This window comes from Mesorhizobium sp. P2_D5 (genome assembly GCF_056404355.1).
In genome coordinates, this window is record NZ_JBFUEE010000009.1 from 63,835 (window position 1) to 81,336 (window position 17,502).

The 17,502-nt window shown below is 61.9% G+C and carries 22 protein-coding genes; 9 read left to right on the plus strand and 13 right to left on the minus strand.

Going from position 1 to position 17,502, the window contains the following annotated elements; all coding sequences use genetic code 11:
- Positions 1-226: 226 nt before the first annotated feature.
- Together panB and panC are read left to right on the plus strand one after the other, a co-directional pair.
- Positions 227-1,069: a 3-methyl-2-oxobutanoate hydroxymethyltransferase gene (panB, locus tag AC1DYW_RS29210; protein ID WP_477228503.1), complete on the plus strand. Its 843-nt coding sequence runs from the start codon at positions 227-229 to the stop codon at positions 1,067-1,069.
- Complete coding sequence (gene panC, locus AC1DYW_RS29215) at positions 1,066-1,917, plus strand: pantoate--beta-alanine ligase (RefSeq protein ID WP_457153303.1); 852 nt, start codon at positions 1,066-1,068, stop codon at positions 1,915-1,917. Before panB ends, panC begins: the two co-directional genes overlap by 4 nt.
- A 23-nt stretch (positions 1,918-1,940) precedes the next feature.
- Here panC and AC1DYW_RS29220 read toward each other — a convergent pair whose 3' ends face one another.
- From AC1DYW_RS29220 to AC1DYW_RS29250, 7 genes are all read right to left on the minus strand, one after another.
- Positions 1,941-2,285 (minus strand): VanZ family protein, encoded by a 345-nt coding sequence (locus AC1DYW_RS29220; protein ID WP_457153304.1) that lies wholly within the window; start codon positions 2,283-2,285, stop codon positions 1,941-1,943.
- Positions 2,286-2,463: 178 nt separating this feature from the next.
- Positions 2,464-3,162 carry an AIM24 family protein gene (locus AC1DYW_RS29225; RefSeq protein WP_095090716.1) on the minus strand — a complete coding sequence of 233 codons (699 nt, stop codon included), beginning with the start codon at positions 3,160-3,162 and terminating at the stop codon, positions 2,464-2,466.
- A 161-nt stretch (positions 3,163-3,323) separates the two neighbouring features.
- Positions 3,324-3,806 (minus strand): N-acetyltransferase family protein, encoded by a 483-nt coding sequence (locus AC1DYW_RS29230; RefSeq protein ID WP_477228504.1) that lies wholly within the window; start codon positions 3,804-3,806, stop codon positions 3,324-3,326.
- 14 nt (positions 3,807-3,820) lie between these two features.
- Positions 3,821-4,516, minus strand: coding sequence for a hypothetical protein (locus tag AC1DYW_RS29235; RefSeq protein WP_477228505.1), 696 nt, complete (start codon positions 4,514-4,516; stop codon positions 3,821-3,823).
- Positions 4,513-6,018, minus strand: coding sequence for an Asp-tRNA(Asn)/Glu-tRNA(Gln) amidotransferase subunit GatB (gatB, locus tag AC1DYW_RS29240; RefSeq protein WP_477228603.1), 1,506 nt, complete (start codon positions 6,016-6,018; stop codon positions 4,513-4,515). The genes AC1DYW_RS29235 and gatB overlap by 4 nt, the downstream gene beginning before the upstream one ends.
- Before the next feature lie 198 nt (positions 6,019-6,216).
- The gene (locus AC1DYW_RS29245) at positions 6,217-6,648 is read right to left on the minus strand and encodes a CBS domain-containing protein (protein ID WP_184870665.1); all 432 of its coding nucleotides are present in this window, start codon (positions 6,646-6,648) and stop codon (positions 6,217-6,219) included.
- A gap of 89 nt (positions 6,649-6,737) precedes the next feature.
- Positions 6,738-7,499: a rhomboid family intramembrane serine protease gene (locus AC1DYW_RS29250; protein ID WP_477228506.1), complete on the minus strand. Its 762-nt coding sequence runs from the start codon at positions 7,497-7,499 to the stop codon at positions 6,738-6,740.
- 390 nt (positions 7,500-7,889) lie between these two features.
- Here AC1DYW_RS29250 and AC1DYW_RS29255 point away from each other — a divergent pair, with 390 nt between their 5' ends.
- From AC1DYW_RS29255 to AC1DYW_RS29275, 5 genes are all read left to right on the plus strand, one after another.
- Positions 7,890-8,522 carry a PAS domain-containing protein gene (locus tag AC1DYW_RS29255; RefSeq protein ID WP_477228507.1) on the plus strand — a complete coding sequence of 211 codons (633 nt, stop codon included), beginning with the start codon at positions 7,890-7,892 and terminating at the stop codon, positions 8,520-8,522.
- Between the two features lie 117 nt (positions 8,523-8,639).
- Positions 8,640-9,257 carry a PilZ domain-containing protein gene (locus AC1DYW_RS29260; RefSeq protein ID WP_477228508.1) on the plus strand — a complete coding sequence of 206 codons (618 nt, stop codon included), beginning with the start codon at positions 8,640-8,642 and terminating at the stop codon, positions 9,255-9,257.
- Positions 9,258-9,538: 281 nt separating this feature from the next.
- Positions 9,539-10,147 (plus strand): transglutaminase-like cysteine peptidase, encoded by a 609-nt coding sequence (locus tag AC1DYW_RS29265; RefSeq protein ID WP_477228509.1) that lies wholly within the window; start codon positions 9,539-9,541, stop codon positions 10,145-10,147.
- A gap of 341 nt (positions 10,148-10,488) precedes the next feature.
- On the plus strand, positions 10,489-11,238 hold the full coding sequence (locus AC1DYW_RS29270; RefSeq protein WP_477228510.1) for an NYN domain-containing protein: 750 nt from the start codon (positions 10,489-10,491) through the stop codon (positions 11,236-11,238).
- 123 nt (positions 11,239-11,361) lie between these two features.
- Positions 11,362-11,922: an ankyrin repeat domain-containing protein gene (locus AC1DYW_RS29275; RefSeq protein ID WP_477228511.1), complete on the plus strand. Its 561-nt coding sequence runs from the start codon at positions 11,362-11,364 to the stop codon at positions 11,920-11,922.
- Positions 11,923-11,962: 40 nt separating this feature from the next.
- On the opposite strand, the gene AC1DYW_RS29280 is transcribed toward AC1DYW_RS29275, so the two are convergent.
- Together AC1DYW_RS29280 and AC1DYW_RS29285 are read right to left on the minus strand one after the other, a co-directional pair.
- A complete protein-coding gene (locus AC1DYW_RS29280; RefSeq protein ID WP_477228512.1) occupies positions 11,963-12,490 on the minus strand; it encodes a gamma carbonic anhydrase family protein in 528 nt (175 codons plus the stop codon).
- 21 nt (positions 12,491-12,511) lie between these two features.
- The gene (locus AC1DYW_RS29285) at positions 12,512-12,853 is read right to left on the minus strand and encodes a DUF6949 family protein (protein WP_477228513.1); all 342 of its coding nucleotides are present in this window, start codon (positions 12,851-12,853) and stop codon (positions 12,512-12,514) included.
- 121 nt (positions 12,854-12,974) lie between these two features.
- Here AC1DYW_RS29285 and AC1DYW_RS29290 point away from each other — a divergent pair, with 121 nt between their 5' ends.
- Positions 12,975-13,706 (plus strand): hypothetical protein, encoded by a 732-nt coding sequence (locus tag AC1DYW_RS29290; protein WP_477228514.1) that lies wholly within the window; start codon positions 12,975-12,977, stop codon positions 13,704-13,706.
- 63 nt (positions 13,707-13,769) lie between these two features.
- On the opposite strand, the gene AC1DYW_RS29295 is transcribed toward AC1DYW_RS29290, so the two are convergent.
- The 3 genes from AC1DYW_RS29295 to AC1DYW_RS29305 form a co-directional block, all read right to left on the minus strand.
- A complete protein-coding gene (locus AC1DYW_RS29295; RefSeq protein ID WP_006200852.1) occupies positions 13,770-13,973 on the minus strand; it encodes a DUF3126 family protein in 204 nt (67 codons plus the stop codon).
- 152 nt (positions 13,974-14,125) lie between these two features.
- The gene (gene cysE / locus AC1DYW_RS29300; protein ID WP_095091679.1) at positions 14,126-14,974 is read right to left on the minus strand and encodes a serine O-acetyltransferase; all 849 of its coding nucleotides are present in this window, start codon (positions 14,972-14,974) and stop codon (positions 14,126-14,128) included.
- 286 nt (positions 14,975-15,260) lie between these two features.
- A complete protein-coding gene (locus AC1DYW_RS29305) occupies positions 15,261-15,899 on the minus strand; it encodes a VOC family protein (RefSeq protein WP_477228515.1) in 639 nt (212 codons plus the stop codon).
- A gap of 210 nt (positions 15,900-16,109) precedes the next feature.
- Here AC1DYW_RS29305 and AC1DYW_RS29310 point away from each other — a divergent pair, with 210 nt between their 5' ends.
- Positions 16,110-16,742 (plus strand): HD domain-containing protein, encoded by a 633-nt coding sequence (locus tag AC1DYW_RS29310; protein ID WP_477228604.1) that lies wholly within the window; start codon positions 16,110-16,112, stop codon positions 16,740-16,742.
- Here AC1DYW_RS29310 and AC1DYW_RS29315 read toward each other — a convergent pair.
- Positions 16,721-17,488, minus strand: a complete 768-nt coding sequence (locus AC1DYW_RS29315) for an alpha/beta fold hydrolase (RefSeq protein ID WP_457152796.1) — start codon at positions 17,486-17,488, stop codon at positions 16,721-16,723. The two genes, AC1DYW_RS29310 and AC1DYW_RS29315, sit on opposite strands and share 22 nt — an antisense overlap.
- Positions 17,489-17,502: the final 14 nt, after the last annotated feature.

The window sequence follows — 17,502 nt, forward strand, 5'->3', positions numbered from 1 at the left end:
TCAGAACCCTCGCGCCGGCAGCGCCCGTTTCCTGCTTATGGCGTCAGGCCTTCGGGAAGGCAAGGGTTTTGCCGCAGGGTGCACGCAAATGGCTTGCCGGAAACCCGACACAAGCCCGTGATCTTCTCGACCGCGCGATGCGCGCTTGCCAAGCCTTTGCGGTCTTTCTAAAGCTTTGCGCGCCAAGGCCGGTATCCGACCCGCTGCAGGCTGACGGAGGTGACGATTGGCCACGGAAATGCCGACCACCGACATTCGCATCAGCGCAAACGCGATTCGGCGCTGCAAAGGCGGCACACCGATTGTCTGCCTCACCGCTTACACCTATCCCATCGCCCGCCTGCTCGACGACCATGTCGACCTGCTCCTGGTCGGCGACAGCGTCGCCATGGTGCTGCACGGCCACGAGACGACGCTAGGCGCTTCGCTCGAGATGATGATCGCGCATGGGCAAGCGGTGATGCGCGGCGCGGCCAAGGCCTGCGTCGTCGTCGACATGCCGGCCGGCACCTATGAGGATTCGGCGGCGCAAGCCGTTGCTTCGGCGCGGCGGATGATCGACGAAACCGGCTGCCAGGCGGTGAAACTCGAAGGCGGCGTCGACATGGCCCGGCAGATCGCCGCGATCGTCGCTGCCGGCATTCCGGTGATGGGACATATCGGCCTCCAGCCGCAATCTGTCGAGAAAGACGGCGGCTACAAGATCAAGGGCCGCACCGAAGAGGCCGTTGCGGCTTTGGTTCGCGATGCACTCGCGGTCGAAAGCGCCGGCGCGTTCTCGGTGGTCATCGAGGGCACGGTCGAGACCGTCGCCTCCGACATCACCCGCCGCATCGCCATTCCAACCATCGGCATCGGCGCCAGCAGCGACTGCGACGGCCAGATCCTGGTCATCGACGACATGGTCGGGCTGACCGTCGACCGCGTGCCGAAATTCGTCAAGGAATATGCCGACCTGCGCAGCGTCATCTCACACGCCGCCGAACGCTACGCTGCGGAGGTGCGAAGCCGGACATTTCCCGGCCCCGGCCATGTCTTTTCGGCGACAAAGCACGGGGATGACGCATGAGCCGGCTCGTCATCGTCGACAGCGTTGCCGCACTGCGCGCGCAGCTCCGCGACTGGCGGCGCGACGGCCTTCGTATCGCCATGGTGCCGACCATGGGCGCATTGCATGACGGGCACATCTCGCTGGTCAGGATCGCACTCGAAAGGGCCGATCGCTGTGTCGTGTCGATCTTCGTCAATCCGACGCAGTTCGCGCCGACGGAAGACCTCGACAAATACCCGCGCCAGCTCGCCCACGACCTCGACCGGCTGAAAGCGGCCAAGGCCGACCTTGCCTTCATACCGACGGTTGGCGAGATGTATCCCGCCGGCTTTGCTACCAGGATCTCGGTCGGCGGTCCCTCCGCCGGGCTCGAATCGGACTTTCGGCCGACGTTTTTCGACGGTGTCGCCACCGTCGTGGCAAAGCTCTTCCTGCAGGCAACGCCTGACTGCGCGATCTTCGGCGAGAAGGACTACCAGCAGCTTTGTGTCGTCAGGCAGCTCTGCCGCGACCTCGACCTGCCGGTCGAGATCATCGGTGCACCGACGATCCGCGACGCACATGGTCTCGCCATGTCGTCACGCAACGCCTATCTCGATGAAGCCGAACTCAAGATCGCCCGCCAACTCAATGTGATATTACGCGACACGGCGGTGGCTTTGACGGCAGGTGCCGACCAAAACAACGCAACCGCGGAGGCCAGCCGTGCCCTGGTCGCGGCCGGCTTCCGCAAGGTCGACTACGTCGAGGCCCGTGAAAGCCTGACGCTTGCGCCATGGCGTCGCGATCGTGAAGGACGCGTGCTTGCGGCCGCCTGGCTCGGCAAGACGAGGCTGATCGACAATGTGGACGTTCGCTCCACCTAGCGCCGCGGGTTGCTGCCGCGCGCCTACCTCTCTCCCATTCGTCCGCTGGGCCTGACGAACAGTTGCCCCACAAAGATCCCAACAATTCCGGCTGATGCTTTCACGAGTGCATCGGCAAACTGCGCGTGGCGACCAGGATCAATGATTTGAAGCAGTTCCAGGACGCCGGCGGTCACAATCACGAAAATCGCAGCTTGATACAGGCGGTTGGGGAAGCCGAGCGCCAGGACGAAGCCCAAGAGCACATAAGCCAAGGCGCGCTCAACATTCGCCTCGGCTATGTGTGGCCGCATCTGGATCGGCGACAGGGTTGAGAAAATGATGATGGCGAGCAGCACCAGCGCTGCAATGCGGGACAGTTTGGTCATGTTCCTGCATATCCGTCGTGAGCCGGCGCAGCAAACGCCGAGATGACGCATGGCCGTGTGCGGAACCGATGACGGCCAGCAATGCCGGTGGAGCGTAATGTCAGCGCAGGTCGCCCCGGCTCCCGCGCCGGAGCCATGCCCCCAAACCTGCGAAGATCGCGAACCATCTGATCGCCGCCTATTCCTCGGTCGGCATGTGCAGATACATCGACTGGATGCCGACCCGGCCCGGCCCGGTGAAGCGGTTGACGATGAAATTCATGTTGGCGCCGAAGAAGCCGCTCGACAGGCGATCGATCTTGGTCTCCATCCTGACCGAGACATCCTTGAACAGCCAGCCGCCGGGCTCGATGTCGATGGTTTCGCCGGCGGCGAGCGTTTTCTCGAAGACGTTGCCGTAGCCGTGCAGCCAGACGATGCCATCGCCGGCATCGCCACGAAAGCGGTCGATGAAGAAGCCGCTCTGGCCAAACAGCATCGTCGCCAGGCCGCGCACGCGCTCGAAAGTGTACTCGACATTGCCGGTGGCGGCGAGAAACTGGTGCTCGCGCACCTGGATCTCCTCGCCACGCCTGAGATGGATCGGCACGATATGGCCGGGCCCATCGCGGCTGAAGGCAATGATCCCTGCTCCGGACGCTTCGGTGACGAAGATCTGCATACCGGCCATCATGCGCTTCAGCGCACCCTTCAGCGATTTCAGGCCGATGTTGATGGTCGAGTTCTTCCACAGCAGGATGTGATGCTCGAAATACACCGGCATGCGCGTCACATCGACCGAAAGCACGGGCACCAGTTCGCCGGCGATATGATAGGTGACGCCGCCAAAGGTTTCGTCCGACACCTGTGTAGGCATCAGTTCCGGTAAGCTCGGCATGAAAATCCCCCCAACGCTGCCCAACACGCGCGTCTGTCTGTTCCGGCTTCCGGTAGGGTCAGCTGAAGGAGCTTTGCTGCGGGACTTTCAAGCCGTCAAACGAAAATAGGGCTTTGTCGTGGTGCTCGCGCGAAGGTGATCGAGATACGCCGGCAGATACGTCAGCCAGCAAGAGTCCTGATGTAGACGAGCGTCCGATGTCCCAAGGCACCTGCGTGTTCGCCGACATCGGCGGATCGCAAGAAGCCGTTTGCCTCGTAGAAGGCGATGGCTCGGATGTTCTGTTCCTCCACCTCCAGACGGATGGCGCGGGCCTCTGGGAAGCTTTCGATGACCTCATCGAGCAGCATGCCGCCGATGCCTCGCCCCTGCAGGCTGGGCAGCACGTAGAGCTGCTTGAGCATGATCAGTTGGGCGCCTTCGGCAAAAGCCATGCCGCCGATCCGCTTGCCATCATCGGCCACCAGGAATTCCGAGTTCGGCCGCGTCAACCGCGACCGCAGCGAGGAAATCGAGTGCCAGTCGTCGGCGATCTCGGTCACCTTGGCAGCGCCGTAGATTGCATCATAGGTCGCATGCCAAGTCTCGACCAGCAGCGCACGGACGGCAACAAGATCGCGCTCGCTGGCGGTGCGGACGAACATGGATCCTCTCCCGCTTATCTCGCAACCGGCTTGCGCCGGAAGTCGACCACGGCAAGCAGCACCACCCAGACCAGAAGCACCATGCTGCCCGGCATGTTGGCCGCCATGGCAGTGCCGGAGAAACCGGTTGCCGCGGTCGCGAAACCACCGACCAGAACACCCACGGCGCCGACACCGCCGAGCAACGACAGCCACAAGGGACAGCGCCTGGCCCGGCGCAGGGCGACATTGGCAAGCAGAACCGTCAAGCCGAGCAGCATGGCGCTGATCGCGGCAAAACCGACTTCGATCTGGCGTACGGCGAAGGCGGCGCTGAACAACGATGGCTTTGTCGCCGCATCGGCCATCGCCCAGGCATTGACCACCGCTTTCAGCGCAATGCCGTCGACGCCCTGCAAGGCAGCTGCCGCCGCCAGCGACGCCGCGCCGAACAGGATCGTCAGAAGAGCCCAGCCGCGTGGCGGCCCGTCCGACAGACGGCCAAGGATCAGCACCAGGCCTGCAACCATCGACAGGACGCCGGCAAGCTGTGCCATGTGGCTGAACAACCAGATGTGGTCGGCGGCATATTCACCGAAGGCGGCAAGCGCGTCATTCGGGTCTTCATGCATCGGATGCAGCGACGTGCCGACAAAAAGCAGCACGGCGCCGGCAATCAAAAGGGCCGACGAGCCGCTAGCCGGGTTGCCCAGCTTCGCGTCTCCGCTCATTGATCCGCGATACCGAGCTTGGCCTTGACGAGGTCGTTGACGGCTTGCGGGTTGGCCTTGCCGCCGGTCGCCTTCATCACCTGGCCGACGAACCAGCCGGCCATGCTCGGCTTGGCGCGCGCCTGTTCGACCTTGTCCGGGTTGGCGGCGATCACCTCGTCGACAGCCTTCTCGATGGCCCCGGTGTCGGTGACCTGCTTCATGCCACGGCTTTCGACCAGTTGGCGCGGATCGCCACCCTCGGTCCAGACGATCTCGAACAGGTCCTTGGCGATCTTGCCGGAAATGGTGCCATCCTTGATCAGATCGATGACCGCGCCAAGCTGATCGGGCGAAACCGGAGCGTTTTCAATGTCCTTGCCGGCCTTGTTCAATTGCCCGAGCAGGTCGTTGATGACCCAGTTGGCGGCAAGCTTGCCGTCGCGGCCGGCGGCCACCTTCTCGAAATAGTCGGCGATCGGCTTTTCCGAGACCAGGATCGACGCATCATAGGTCGACAGGCCGAGCGAAGCGATCAGCCGCGCCTTCTTGTCGTCCGGCAATTCCGGCAATTTCCCAGCCAGCGCGTCGACATAGGCCTGATCGAACTCCAGCGGCAAAAGGTCGGGATCGGGGAAATAGCGGTAGTCGTGCGCCTCTTCCTTGGTGCGCATCGAGCGCGTCTCGCCCTTGACGGCGTCGAACAGCCGCGTTTCCTGATCAATCTTGCCGCCATCCTCGAGAATGGCGATCTGCCGGCGTGCCTCATAATCGATGGCCTGGCCGATGAAGCGGATCGAGTTGACGTTCTTGATCTCGCAGCGCGTGCCGAACTCGCCGCCCGGCTTGCGCACCGAGACGTTGACGTCGGCGCGCATCGAGCCTTCATCCATGTTGCCGTCGCAGGTGCCGAGATAGCGCACGATGGTGCGCAGCTTGGTGACATAGGCCTTGGCTTCATCGGCCGAGCGCATGTCCGGCTTGGAGACGATCTCCATCAGCGCCACGCCGGAGCGGTTGAGGTCGACATAGGACATGGTCGGATGCTGGTCGTGCATCGACTTGCCGGCATCCTGCTCCAGGTGCAGCCGCTCGATGCCGACCTCGATGTCCTCGAACTCGCCCTGGCGGTCCGGACCGACCGAGACGGTCACCGTGCCCTCGCCGACGATCGGCTGCTTGAACTGCGAGATCTGATAGCCCTGTGGCAGATCCGGATAGAAATAGTTCTTCCGGTCGAAGACGGACTTGTGGTTGATCTGCGCCTTCAGGCCAAGGCCGGTGCGGATCGCCTGCTTGACGCATTCCTCGTTGATGACAGGCAGCATGCCTGGCATGGCAGCATCGACGAGGCTGACATTGGCATTGGGCGCTGCACCGAAAGCGGTCGAGGCGCCGGAAAACAGCTTTGCCTCCGAGGTGATCTGAGCGTGGACCTCGAGCCCGATGATGATCTCCCAGTCGCCAGTGGCGCCGGGGATCAGGCGTTTTGCATCGGGGGTACGGGTGTCGATGAGGGTCATGATGGCCTGCGACTTGCGGTGACTGAACTCACGTTTGAACGTGAATTTCACGTCGAACGTGGAAGTCATTCGCTAGTGCAAACCGCCAAAAGAGACAAGCGTAAAGCCACAGCCTGGCCTTTTCAGCCGCTTCGAACCCGAGCAGGATCGACCACAGCCAGACCGCGGCTCCGCCGGCCGGCGGTTTCCGTTCACCGCTCAAGCGGTGGCGATGTAGGCCCTGATCTCGTCGGCCTCGCGCTCGACGTCCTCGATGCGGCGCTTGACCACGTCGCCGATGGACACGATGCCATCGAGCATGCCGTCCTTTTCCACCGGCAGATGGCGGAAGCGGCCCTTGGTCATGATCTCCATCACCTCGTTGACGGTGTGGTTCTCATTGCAGATCTTCACCTTCGGCGTCATCGCCGAGCGCACGGCGATATCGAGCGCGGCTCCACCTTCCCTGGCGACCACCCGCACGATGTCGCGCTCCGAAAGAATGCCGACGATCTTGCGATCGCCATTGGTGATGACCAGCGCGCCAATCTTGTGTTCGGCCAGGATGCGGATGGCTTCGCTCAGCTTTTCGTTCGGCCCGAGCGTCAACACGTCATGGCCTTTCTTCTCGAGAATTGCCTTAACCGTCATGGCGTCCTCCTCCTCTGCTTTGCCTGCCGGTTCCTGCCCTGACCGGCTTCACATAAGAGTGAACATGGTGCGCCGTCATCGGTTGCATTTCAAGTGCGGCGGTCGGTGGTGTCCCATTCAGGCGCCTGCCATGGTCGGTCGAACCAGCGCAGGCCGAAGAAGCCGGCGACAAAGCCGCCAATATGGGCCTCCCAGGCGATCTGGCCGTCAATTCCGGGGGCAAAGCCGAGAAGGCCAGTGGCTAGGTTGATGATCATCCACACGGCAAGGAAGATCACGACGCCGCGCGAGCGCAGGACGATGGCGATTGGCAGCACGGGGCCGGCGAAGGCAGCCTTGCCGGCCGACGAGCGCTGGGTGTGGAAACCGAAACGCGCGGCAGCGCCCATCATGCCGGAAATAGCGCCCGATGCCCCGACCAGCGGCGCTTCTCCGTACGGATGCATGGCCCAGAAAAGCGCAACCGAAGCCAGCCCGGTCACCGCAAAGAACAGCGCGAACCGAAACGGCCCCAGGCGATTTGCCAATGGCGAACCGAAAGCGGCGAGCCAGACCATGTTGATGGCAATATGGGCAAAGCTGCCATGCAGGAAGGCGTAGGTGAACGGGCGAGTGAAAAGGAACCAGTCGAAGCCGTATTTGCCGGTGTAGAGAACAGGGATGAAGGCCCCGTCGTAGAGCAGCGTCAGTTGCTGTTCCTGGGTTAGCACGTACTGCTGCAACAGGTAGACGACCGCGCATATGCCCATCACCGCCAGGACGACAGGTGGCAGATTGAACAGCGGCTCTCGCCGTTGTTCGGCTCCATCCTCGATCGGCTCGATTTCCGAGGGGCCTTCCGGTTCGCTCATATGAAATTGCACTCAAGCAGGGATTCGGGTTCGAGCATCTAGATCACCCCCGAACGAACCGCAAACGGCGAATCGCCTCATCGCGAATCAAAAAAAAGCCGCTCAAGGTTTCCCTTGAACGGCCGGTCGAGCCCCCTGCTCCCCCTAAAACTCTTAACTGAAGTGCTGCCGATCGTCGCGAAACGACCGCTTCTGGAGTGGTTTTTGTGTGCCATAGGGGCCGCCTCGCTGCAACGTCAACCAGTTGTTAACCTTAACGGCCCCGACCCGTGAACAAGTGTTAACGACGCTGGCACGCTTCCTGCTCCGCAACGCATGTAGGTCATCGGAGGGCGCCCTTTCTGTTCACCGATGGGACATCAGACGACAGATTGCGCGGAGCAGAATAGCATGAACCAGAACGGATCGATCACGCTGTTCCAATATTGGAACCGCCTGCGTGACGGACGCCCCGCCCCGAAGCGTTCGGAGGTCGAGCCGGCCGACATCAAGTCGCTGCTGGCCGATACGTTCATCCTGGAAAGGGACACGCGCGGACAAGCCGTCTTCCGGCTCGCCGGCACCAGGCTTTGCGCCTATTATGGCCGTGAGCTCAAGGGGTTTTCCTTTCCGTCGCTGTGGCGCGAGAAGGATCAGCGGCTCGTCTCGAGGCTGATCCATGGCGTCTTTGACCAGAAGTCGGTCGTGCTCATCGCCTTCGAGGGTTTCAGCCGCAACGGCCGTACCAACAAGTTCGAACTGCTCGCCTTGCCGCTTGACGGCGGTGTTGAAAATCCGCGCTGCCTGGGCGTGATAAGCGCCGTGGAGAAGCCCTTCTGGCTGGGTGCCGATCCGATCACCGACGCGTTGATCGATTCGATTCGCGTCATCGATCCGGAGAAGGAACTCCTCAACAACCGTCCGGCGATCGATGTTCCTTCGCTCGTTCCCGACGAACTCGCGACACCCGAGACGATATCAGCGCTAGGCCGCGCGCGCCGCATCCGCCATCTCGTCGTCTTCGATGGCGGACGCGAGGAATAGGGGCCAAATCTCGCCGCAACGGGGCCTGCTTTTCCCCTTTGTTAACCCTTATTGTTGTACTTCTCCGATGAAGTTCCTCGCATCGACGCGCGGGATGCCAAACGAGGTGTGGCAGTCATGAGGTCAGCGGCGGTCGACTTTGCGCCGTCCCAAGCTGAAAGGCGTAACTTTCAGCGCGTCCGGGTCAAGATTTACGGGCGCTTCATGCTGGAAGACCGCACCGAACACCCCTGCCAGGTCGTCGACATGTCACCGGGCAATGTAGCGCTTCGCACCGAACGCATTGGCATGCCGGGCGAAAAAGTCATCGCTTATATCGACCATATCGGCCGCATCGAAGGTGTCGTTACGCGCACCTTGCAGGACGGTTTCGCGATGACCGTTATCGCGTCCGACCGCAAGAAGGACAAGCTTGCCGCGCAGTTGACGTGGCTTGCCAACAAGCACGAACTCGACCTGCCGGAAGACCGTCGGCACGAGCGTGTCGCGCCGCGCAACCCGACCAGCGTGCTGCAGCTCACCGACGGGCGCCAGTACCAGTGCCGTATCATCGACCTGTCGCTTTCCGGAGCCGCGATCGAGATCGACGTCAAGCCGGCGATCGGGGTCCAGGTCATGCTCGGCACGATGCGCGGGCAGATCGTCCGCCATTTCGAGGACGGCGTCGCCATCGAATTTGCCGTCATCCAGCGTCCCGAAACGCTCGATTCCGAATTCAACACCCCGCGCGCCTGACAAGGCCTGAAGCACTCCGGGAAACCGGCCCTTAGCGGCCGGTTTTTTTGTTTTTCAAGCCCAGAAGGAGACGCTTCGACAATCCGAGGCCGTTCCCTGCAGGGCCAGCATGACAAGAGGCTCACCGACCGCCCCGTCGCAAAACTCCAAAAAATTCAATACTCAAATGATTCAAATTTTACGCTTATTCTACTGAGGTTTTACTCAATATCTACTTCGCACTTTTGCCCCAAATAAATCCACGTGTGGCAATGTCTCCTTCGAACGGGGAGACTACCGGAATGAAGAAGACGAGGGGCAAGCTGTTGCTGGTGGCAATGGCGATGCAGCTTTCCGCATGGGGATCAGCATATGCCGCGGGACCGGCCTATATGCACACCGGCGGACGCACCACGCAGCCTGTTGGCCATTATGAATTCTGCCAGCGCATACCTGGCGAATGCAGCGAACGGACGCCCAAGGGCCCGCCGGTCGAACTGACGCGCAAATTGTGGGCGACGATCGTCAGCATCAACAATTCGGTCAACGCAAGGGTCAAGCCGCGCACCGACATGGAAAATTACGGTGCCGAGGAATATTGGGCCTATCCCGACAATGGCTATGGCGATTGCGAAGACTATGCGCTGGAAAAGCGCCGCGAATTGATGAATGCGGGCGTACCGGCCGGCAATCTGCTGATGACGGTCGCGCGCCAGCCGAATGGCGATGGCCATGCGGTGCTGACCGTGCGCACCAGCCTTGGGGAATTCATCCTCGACAATCTGGAAACCAAGGTGCTGGCCTGGACGGACACGGACTACACTTACCTCAAGCGCCAGTCAGACCAGAATTCCGGTGTTTGGGTGACGATCAACGATGGCCGTTCAGACGCGGTCGCCAGCGTCCGCTAATGCATGTCGCTCAAAAGTGGCCCCGGTTTTGAGATAACGACATGCATAAACTAGAGGTCAAGCGCGTCGCATGAAGGCGACCGCTTCAGGAGAAACCCGGTCGAGTCCCCACCCTCCCCGTCCCCAACGACCGGGTCAAAGGAGCCGGCCCCGTCCCCGGGCCGGCTCCGCCATTTCTGGGATAATCTTTTGAAATCCCGATAAAGGCACAATTCCAACAGCTTAGATTTCGATTTGCGGCTTACTTCTGCTACAACGGCAGAGTAGCGAACCGCGGTTGGTGATGAGTTTCACCAGCTACAGTTCGAAACTCGAGAGTGCGTCAGCCCAGGAAGTGTCGCATGCCGACCGAACCCCGATCACCGCGCCTTGCGGTTCTTATCGACGCCGACAACGCTTCGGCCAAGATTGTCGACGGCCTGTTCGAGGAGATCGCGAAGATTGGCGAAGCCAGCGTCCGCCGCATCTACGGTGACTTTTCAAACGTCCGGTCGAAGGGATGGGCTGATGTCTTGTCAAAGCATGCGATTATCCCGCAGCAGCAATTCGCTAATACCATCGGGAAAAACGCGTCCGATATCACACTGGTGATCGACGCCATGGACCTGCTTCACAGCGGTCGTTTCGACGGTTTCTGCCTGGTCTCTTCCGACAGTGATTTCACCCGGCTTGCTGCGCGCATACGCGAACAAGGCGTCGACGTGTTCGGGTTTGGGGAGCAGAAAACTCCAGAAAGTTTCCGGCAAGCATGTCGGCGTTTCGTCTATACCGAAAACCTTCTACGTGGCACCGCAAACACTCACGATAGTGCGCCCGCAGCCAAGCCGCTTCAAGTGCCCAGTGCCGCGATTCCCATGCTCAAGAAAGTCATGGGCCAGATGGAAGGCGAGGACGGTTGGATACATCTCGGAACCTTCGGACAACGGCTATCAAACCTGTTTTCAGATTTTGATCCCCGCAGCTACGGTTTCAGCAAACTGAGCGATCTGGTGAGGAATACAGACGCATTTGAAATCGAAGTCCAGGGCGGAGCCATGCGAATACGGACCAAGCCTACGGCTGGGAAGAAGGTAAAAAAGAAGGCCGCTTAGCGATGCCTAGAGGGTCATAGGTGCCATCGACCCGCCAATCGCGTCAGAACATCAAGACCGCCTTTCCACGGGCAGGAGATCGAGGCACTATAGGCCGTTGGTTTCGCCTTCTGGATCACGGCGATGTTGGAAATCCCGGAAGATCGATGCGAGCGCCATCGCCTGTTCAAGGCGATCGACGATGCCTTCAAGGCCGGCGATTTCGAGGGCCTCGGCGTGGCCTTGGGCGGCTCCCCCTGCTGGTTCGACGAGCGTATGCCGTTCGAACTCGGCCTCGGGCATCCGCTGGAGTATGCGATCCATTGGAGCCCCTTAGGCTTCATCTCGACTTTGCTGGATGCGGGCTCGGATCCGAATTATCAGGATCACGGTGGATTTCCGGCAATCATTGCGGCGCTATCCACCGATCGGGCCGACAGACTGGAAATCGTGCGGGTGCTGATCGAGGGTGGCGCCGATCCCAACATGCGGGGCGTGAACGACTGGACGCCGCTTCACTATTCGGTGGCCATCCGGAGCGTCGAGGCGATCGGCCTGCTTTTGGCGGCAGGCGCCGACCCCGCGCTCGAAACCCGCATCGATGACTACAGGACAGCCGCCGAGGAAGCCGACATTGCCGGCTTTGAAGCCGGCGCTTCCCTGCTGCACGATGCAATGGCCAGGCGCAGTTCCAACCGACGGTGAGTTGGGGCGCGATGAAACCATCGGCAAGCGAGGTCTCGCCTCAAACCTTCTTCAGTCCCGCCTTGAAGCGCTTGCCGTTGGAGACGTAGTGCGCGGCCGAGCTGCGCAATCTGGCAACAGCCGCCTCGTCCAGCACCCTCACCGCCTTGGCCGGCGAGCCGACGATCAGAGAATTGTCCGGAAATTCCTTGCCCTCGGTGACCAGCGCGCCGGCGCCAACCAGCGAGTTCCTGCCGATCCTCGCGCCGTTCAGCACGATGGCGCCCATGCCGACCAGGCTGTTGTCGCCGATCGTGCAGCCGTGCAGCAAGGCGCGGTGGCCGATGGTGCAGCCTTGCCCGATGGTCAGCGGGAAGCCCGGATCGGTGTGCATCACCGTGTGTTCCTGCACATTGGTGTCGGCACCGATGACGATCGGCTCATTGTCGCCGCGGATGACGGCGCCGAACCAGAAGCCGGCATTGCGGCCGACGCGCACGTCGCCGATCAGCGTCGCGTCGGGCGCGATCCAGTTTGAGTCCGCATCCGTGAAGCTCGGCTCCGTTCCATCGATCGCGTAAAGTGGCATTTTTTTGGTCTCCGAATCGTCTCAGCCCGGAAGGCTGGAGCCTAGGAGACCGATCGTCCAGGAGGCAATGGCAAGCACGACGACGCCCAGCGCCAACGACCAGGCGATGGCCGTGCAGCCGCAGGACATCAGCGCCAACGTCGAAATGCGGCGCTCAAGCCGGGCATCGAGGGCGTCGTTGACCAACATGAAGGGGCCGGCCCAAGCGGTGGCGAGCAGCGAGCGCAACAGATGCGACGGCGACACGTAGGGCTCAGTGAAAGCGACCTTGCGGCCCGACACCAGTTCCATCATCGATCCAGCCAGCCCGCAGGCTGTCATCCCGACGACAAAAGCGAATACGGTGAGTTCCAGCGTGCCCATCTTTACGTTCCATTTACCATGAAATTGCACAGTCGTTCCACGAAGGCTGCAAGAGCCGTGCCGCGCGATGTGTGCCGCCCAAGGACACCCAAGGGCGGACGGCTGATATCCGAGGACTGAGATGAAGCAGGCAGCGATCAGCGACGGCCCCCAACTCACCGTGGTCGATTCCGTGCTGATGAAGCGGGTGTTCTACGCATTCGCGGCGCTGGCACTGCTGTCGGTGGCGATCAGCCTTGCCGGCAAATGGTTCGGCCATTCGATCGCCATGGCCGGATACACAGACGACGCAACGATCCATCAGGTGGTGATCGGGAACAATGTCATCGCCGTGCCGGCCAACGTCATCCGTTTCGCCCAGGCCCGGCGCGACGGCATCGCCTCGCGGCTCGACCTCTATCTGCGCTATCCCCAGATGGACGGCTACAGCGAGCCGGCGCGCGACGATTTCAATCACATGGGAGCGAGCAGGAACATCATCTTCCTGTCCTTCGAACAGCAGATGATGTCGCGCGACATGAGCGGCCGCTTCGCGCCGATCTACAGCGCGTTGATCATCCAGCCCGGCATTGCGGGGCCCGGCGGCACGACGGTGTACGGCTTCAACGAGAAATCAGGCTACCTGAACGAGGTGCTGGTTGTCGGCAGGCGCCCTGGCAAGGACCCGTTCGTGGCCCGCTGCCTGAGCGGGCCGAGTGCCGAGGAATCGCTGGCGCCCTGCGAGCGCGACGTCCAGGTCGGCGACGAACTCAGCCTCACCTATCGCTTCCCCAGGGAGTTCCTGGGTGATTGGCAGGCGCTCGACGCGGCAATCGCCGGCCAAGCCGCGCGCTTCCTGAAAAGAGGACATTAGGAGGGGAAACCGGGCTGGCCGGCCGCATTCGAAGCGGAGCCGGCCGAGCGCAGGATTGCTGGCTCAGGCCAGGTCGATGTCGAGGATCGCCATCGAAAAATTGTAGTCACCGTCGTCCTCGTCCTTGAAGACGATGCCGAGGAACTCGTCGCCGACATAGACCTCGGCCGAATCTTCCTTGCGCGGCCGTGCCTTGACCTCGAGCTTGGGGTTCTGGAAGACGCGCTTGAAATAGGCGTCCAGCTTTCTGATTTCGTCGGGCTTCAACAGTCTTCTCCGATCATCGGGCTTGCTCGTTCGAACGCGCTTCTGGCACGTCGACAATGGCGATGTAAAGGCAAGCGGCCCGATAACACGGGAACAATCGCCCGCTCCTTCCCACGGCCGGCACCCGGCCGCAGGCAGCGGGCAGATGAAAATCAGATGTCGAAGCTGACGACCTGATCCATCGTCTGCGACGGCAGAAGCTGGTCCATCTGGCGCGAGGGCTGATCGCAGCCCGTCTCGCCGACAACGCGGGCCGGCACGCCGGCAACCGTCTTGTTGTGCGGTACAGGCGACAGCACCACCGAGCCTGCCGCGATCTTCGAGCAATGGCCGATTTCGATGTTGCCCAGGATCTTGGCGCCGGCCCCGATCAGCACGCCGTAGCGGATCTTGGGGTGACGGTCGCCGCCGGCCTTGCCGGTGCCGCCCAGCGTCACGCCATGCAGGATCGACACATCATCCTCGATGACCGCGGTCTCGCCGACGACGAGGCCGGTGGCGTGGTCGATGAAGATGCCCTTGCCGATGCGGGCGGCCGGGTTGATGTCGGTCTGGAAGACCGAGGACGAACGGCTCTGCAGATAGAGCGCGAAATCCTTACGGCCCTGCTTCCACAGCCAATGCGCCAGCCGATGGGTCTGGATGGCGTGAAAGCCCTTGAAATAGAGCACCGGCATGATGAAGCGGTCGCAGGCCGGATCGCGGTCGTAATAGGCCTGGATGTCGACGCGCACGGTCGTCGGCCAGTCCTTGTCGTCGGCCAGCATCGACTTGAAGGTCTGGCGGATGAGATCGGAGCCGATGTCCTGATGGTCGAGCCGCTCGGCCAGCCGATGGATGACCGCCTCTTCCAGGCTGTCCTGGTTGAGGATGGTGGAATAGAGGAACGCGGCAAGCAGCGGGTCGCGGTTGACCGCCTCCATCGCCTCGTCGCGGATCGAGCGCCAGATCGGATCGACCGGCTGCAATGCGCTCTGTCGGGAAATGCTGATGCTGTTCATCGCCGTCTCGTCCTGCGTCCTGCCGGGCTGGCCTGTTGTGCTCGCCTTGTCGGGCCGCACATATAAGCCAGATCATAGCACGATTGAACTCAATTTTCCTTAGTGCAATGTCAAATGGATTTGGTTCGCGGGAATTCAAGCGGCCATGGAAAACGAACCCTTGATCGACGACGCGCCGAACAAGCGACCCTTCCGCGCTTGACCGGGCGGAAAGCATGGCGATCAGATGGCCTGCGAGCCCAAGTGAACCGCGGCGTCGATGACGCCGCGCCACCGTGGCCGCTGGTCACGTCGGCAGCGGCTTGCCGGCCTGTTCGGCCACCATGTATTCGGCATACCAGTCGGGCCAGTTTTCATCGCGCTGTCCGCCGGTCCGCGTCTCGTGCTCGCCATGAGCGGCCGCCGCACGCCGCAGCGCGGCGGCAAGTTCGGTCGATGAGGTGAATGTCGTGTCGTGCGCATCCACGCGCCCAGGCAATCGCTGGGTGATCTCCTGCAGCAGCCAGTTGTTGCCGTCCGGGTCGCTGAACGAGGCAAAGGAGGAATAACTGCGCCCCTCCGGATCTCTGCCGCTGATCGGCGGCTGCCCGGGGCCTGCACGGTGAAACACTTCGCTCGCATCGACCCCGCGCGCCACCAGTTCGGCACGCGCCGCCACGATATCCGACACCACGAGATAAAGTCCCTTTGCCGAGCCTGGCGCGGCGGTCGTGAGACCCTTGCCAAAATGGATCGAGCATGGCGAACCCGGGGGCGTGAACTGTATGACGCGAAACGCATCGCCAACGATGAAGTCGGCGTCCAGCCTCCAGCCCAGGCCGCCATAGAAACGCTTGGCCCGATCGGTATCCGAAACGGAAATGATGACGGCCTCCAGCTTCATGTCGATAGTCCCCGGTCTGGAGGTCTCGGTTGCGGTGGTCATGTCAGGCTCCTTGGGTTTGAGTGCTTTGAAAATGACAACATGCGTCCGAGCGGGTGACCGTGTGGATCCTGCTCATGCCAAGCAGCTTCCCGCCATCATGCGAATTGGTCAATCGGCTGCGGCACCATTGCTCCCCCGACGCCTTCCGCTATGGCGTGTTTTGGCCCAGGATGCCGGGAGTATTTCATCGGGTGGATAGTGACGCCGTTTCTGGAAAACGAACCCTTGATCGACGACGCGCTGAAAAGTGAGCTTTCTGCGCTCTACGCCGCGCAAGACCGCCACTATCACGACCTTGCCCATATCGAGGCGATGCTGGGCCTGGCGGGCGAGTATCGAGGGTTGCTCGGCGATCCCGAAGCCGTCGAAGCGGCGATCTGGTTCCACGATGCCATTTATGACAGCAAGGCCAAGGACAATGAGATCCAAAGTGCTGCCCTTGCCGAGAAGAAGCTCGCGGGCCGGGCTGAAGCCGGGCGCCTCGACCGCATCTCGGCGATGATCGTCGCTACAGCCACCCACCAACTGCCGTTGTATGACGACCCGACGACAGTACGGGATGCCAGTCTTTTCCTCGACATGGATCTGTCAATCCTGGGTGCTGCGCCGGATGCCTTCGATGCCTATGAACGCGCTGTGCGGCGCGAATATCACTGGGTTGAGGAGCCGATGTGGCGGGCGGGCCGCAGCGCGGTCCTGAAGAATTTCCTCGCCCGCCCGCATATCTTCCGCACCGAAGAGTTTCGCCGGCGCTTCGAGCCGCAGGCCAGATTGAACATGGCGCGCTCGTTGGCGGCCCTTACGCCCGCGCCGCCGTCCGCTCAGAGCGGATTTTCGGCATAGAACTCCAGCACACGTTGCTTGAAGGTCTTGTCCCCGACCGCCAGCATATGGTCCCGGCCCTCGATGTGAAAGGCCCTGGCGTTCGGCATCAATGCCGCGAGTTCGTCGGGCGAGCCGCCAATATCGTCCGTCGTGCCGACGGCGATCAGCGTCGGCTGGGCAATGCGCGCAAGATCGTCCTCGCTCAGCAATTCTCTCGACCTGGCGATACAGGCGGCCAGCGCCCGGCGGTCGCTGCGCGTCTGGTCGGCGAAGGCGCGAAACGATCGCCCGCGCCGATGACTGGTTGCCGCAGGATCGTCGGCGAGCAGGGCCGCGGCGATCGGATCCCAATCGCCGACGCCGTCGATCATGCCGATGCCGAGGCCGCCGAAGACCAGCGTCGCCACCTTGTCCGGATCGGACAGCGCCAGGAACGCGGCGATGCGCGCGCCCATCGAATAGCCCATGACATGGGCGCGCTCGATACCGAGATGGCCAAGCAAGGCGGCGGCATCCGAAGCCATCTTGTCCGGCGTGTAATCGGCCTCGTCATAACTCTTCGACGACGATCCGTGGCCGCGATTGTCGAAGGCGATGGCTCGGTAACCGGCATCGTTCAGCGTCTTGAACCAGCCCGGCGATACCCAATTGACATAGTGGGTCGAGGCAAAGCCATGGATCATCAGCACCGGATCGCCCTCACCCGACGCCGGCTGGCGGTCGAGGAAGGCAAGATCAAAGCCGTCATGGGTGAAAACCTGCATCAGCGATCCCGCCT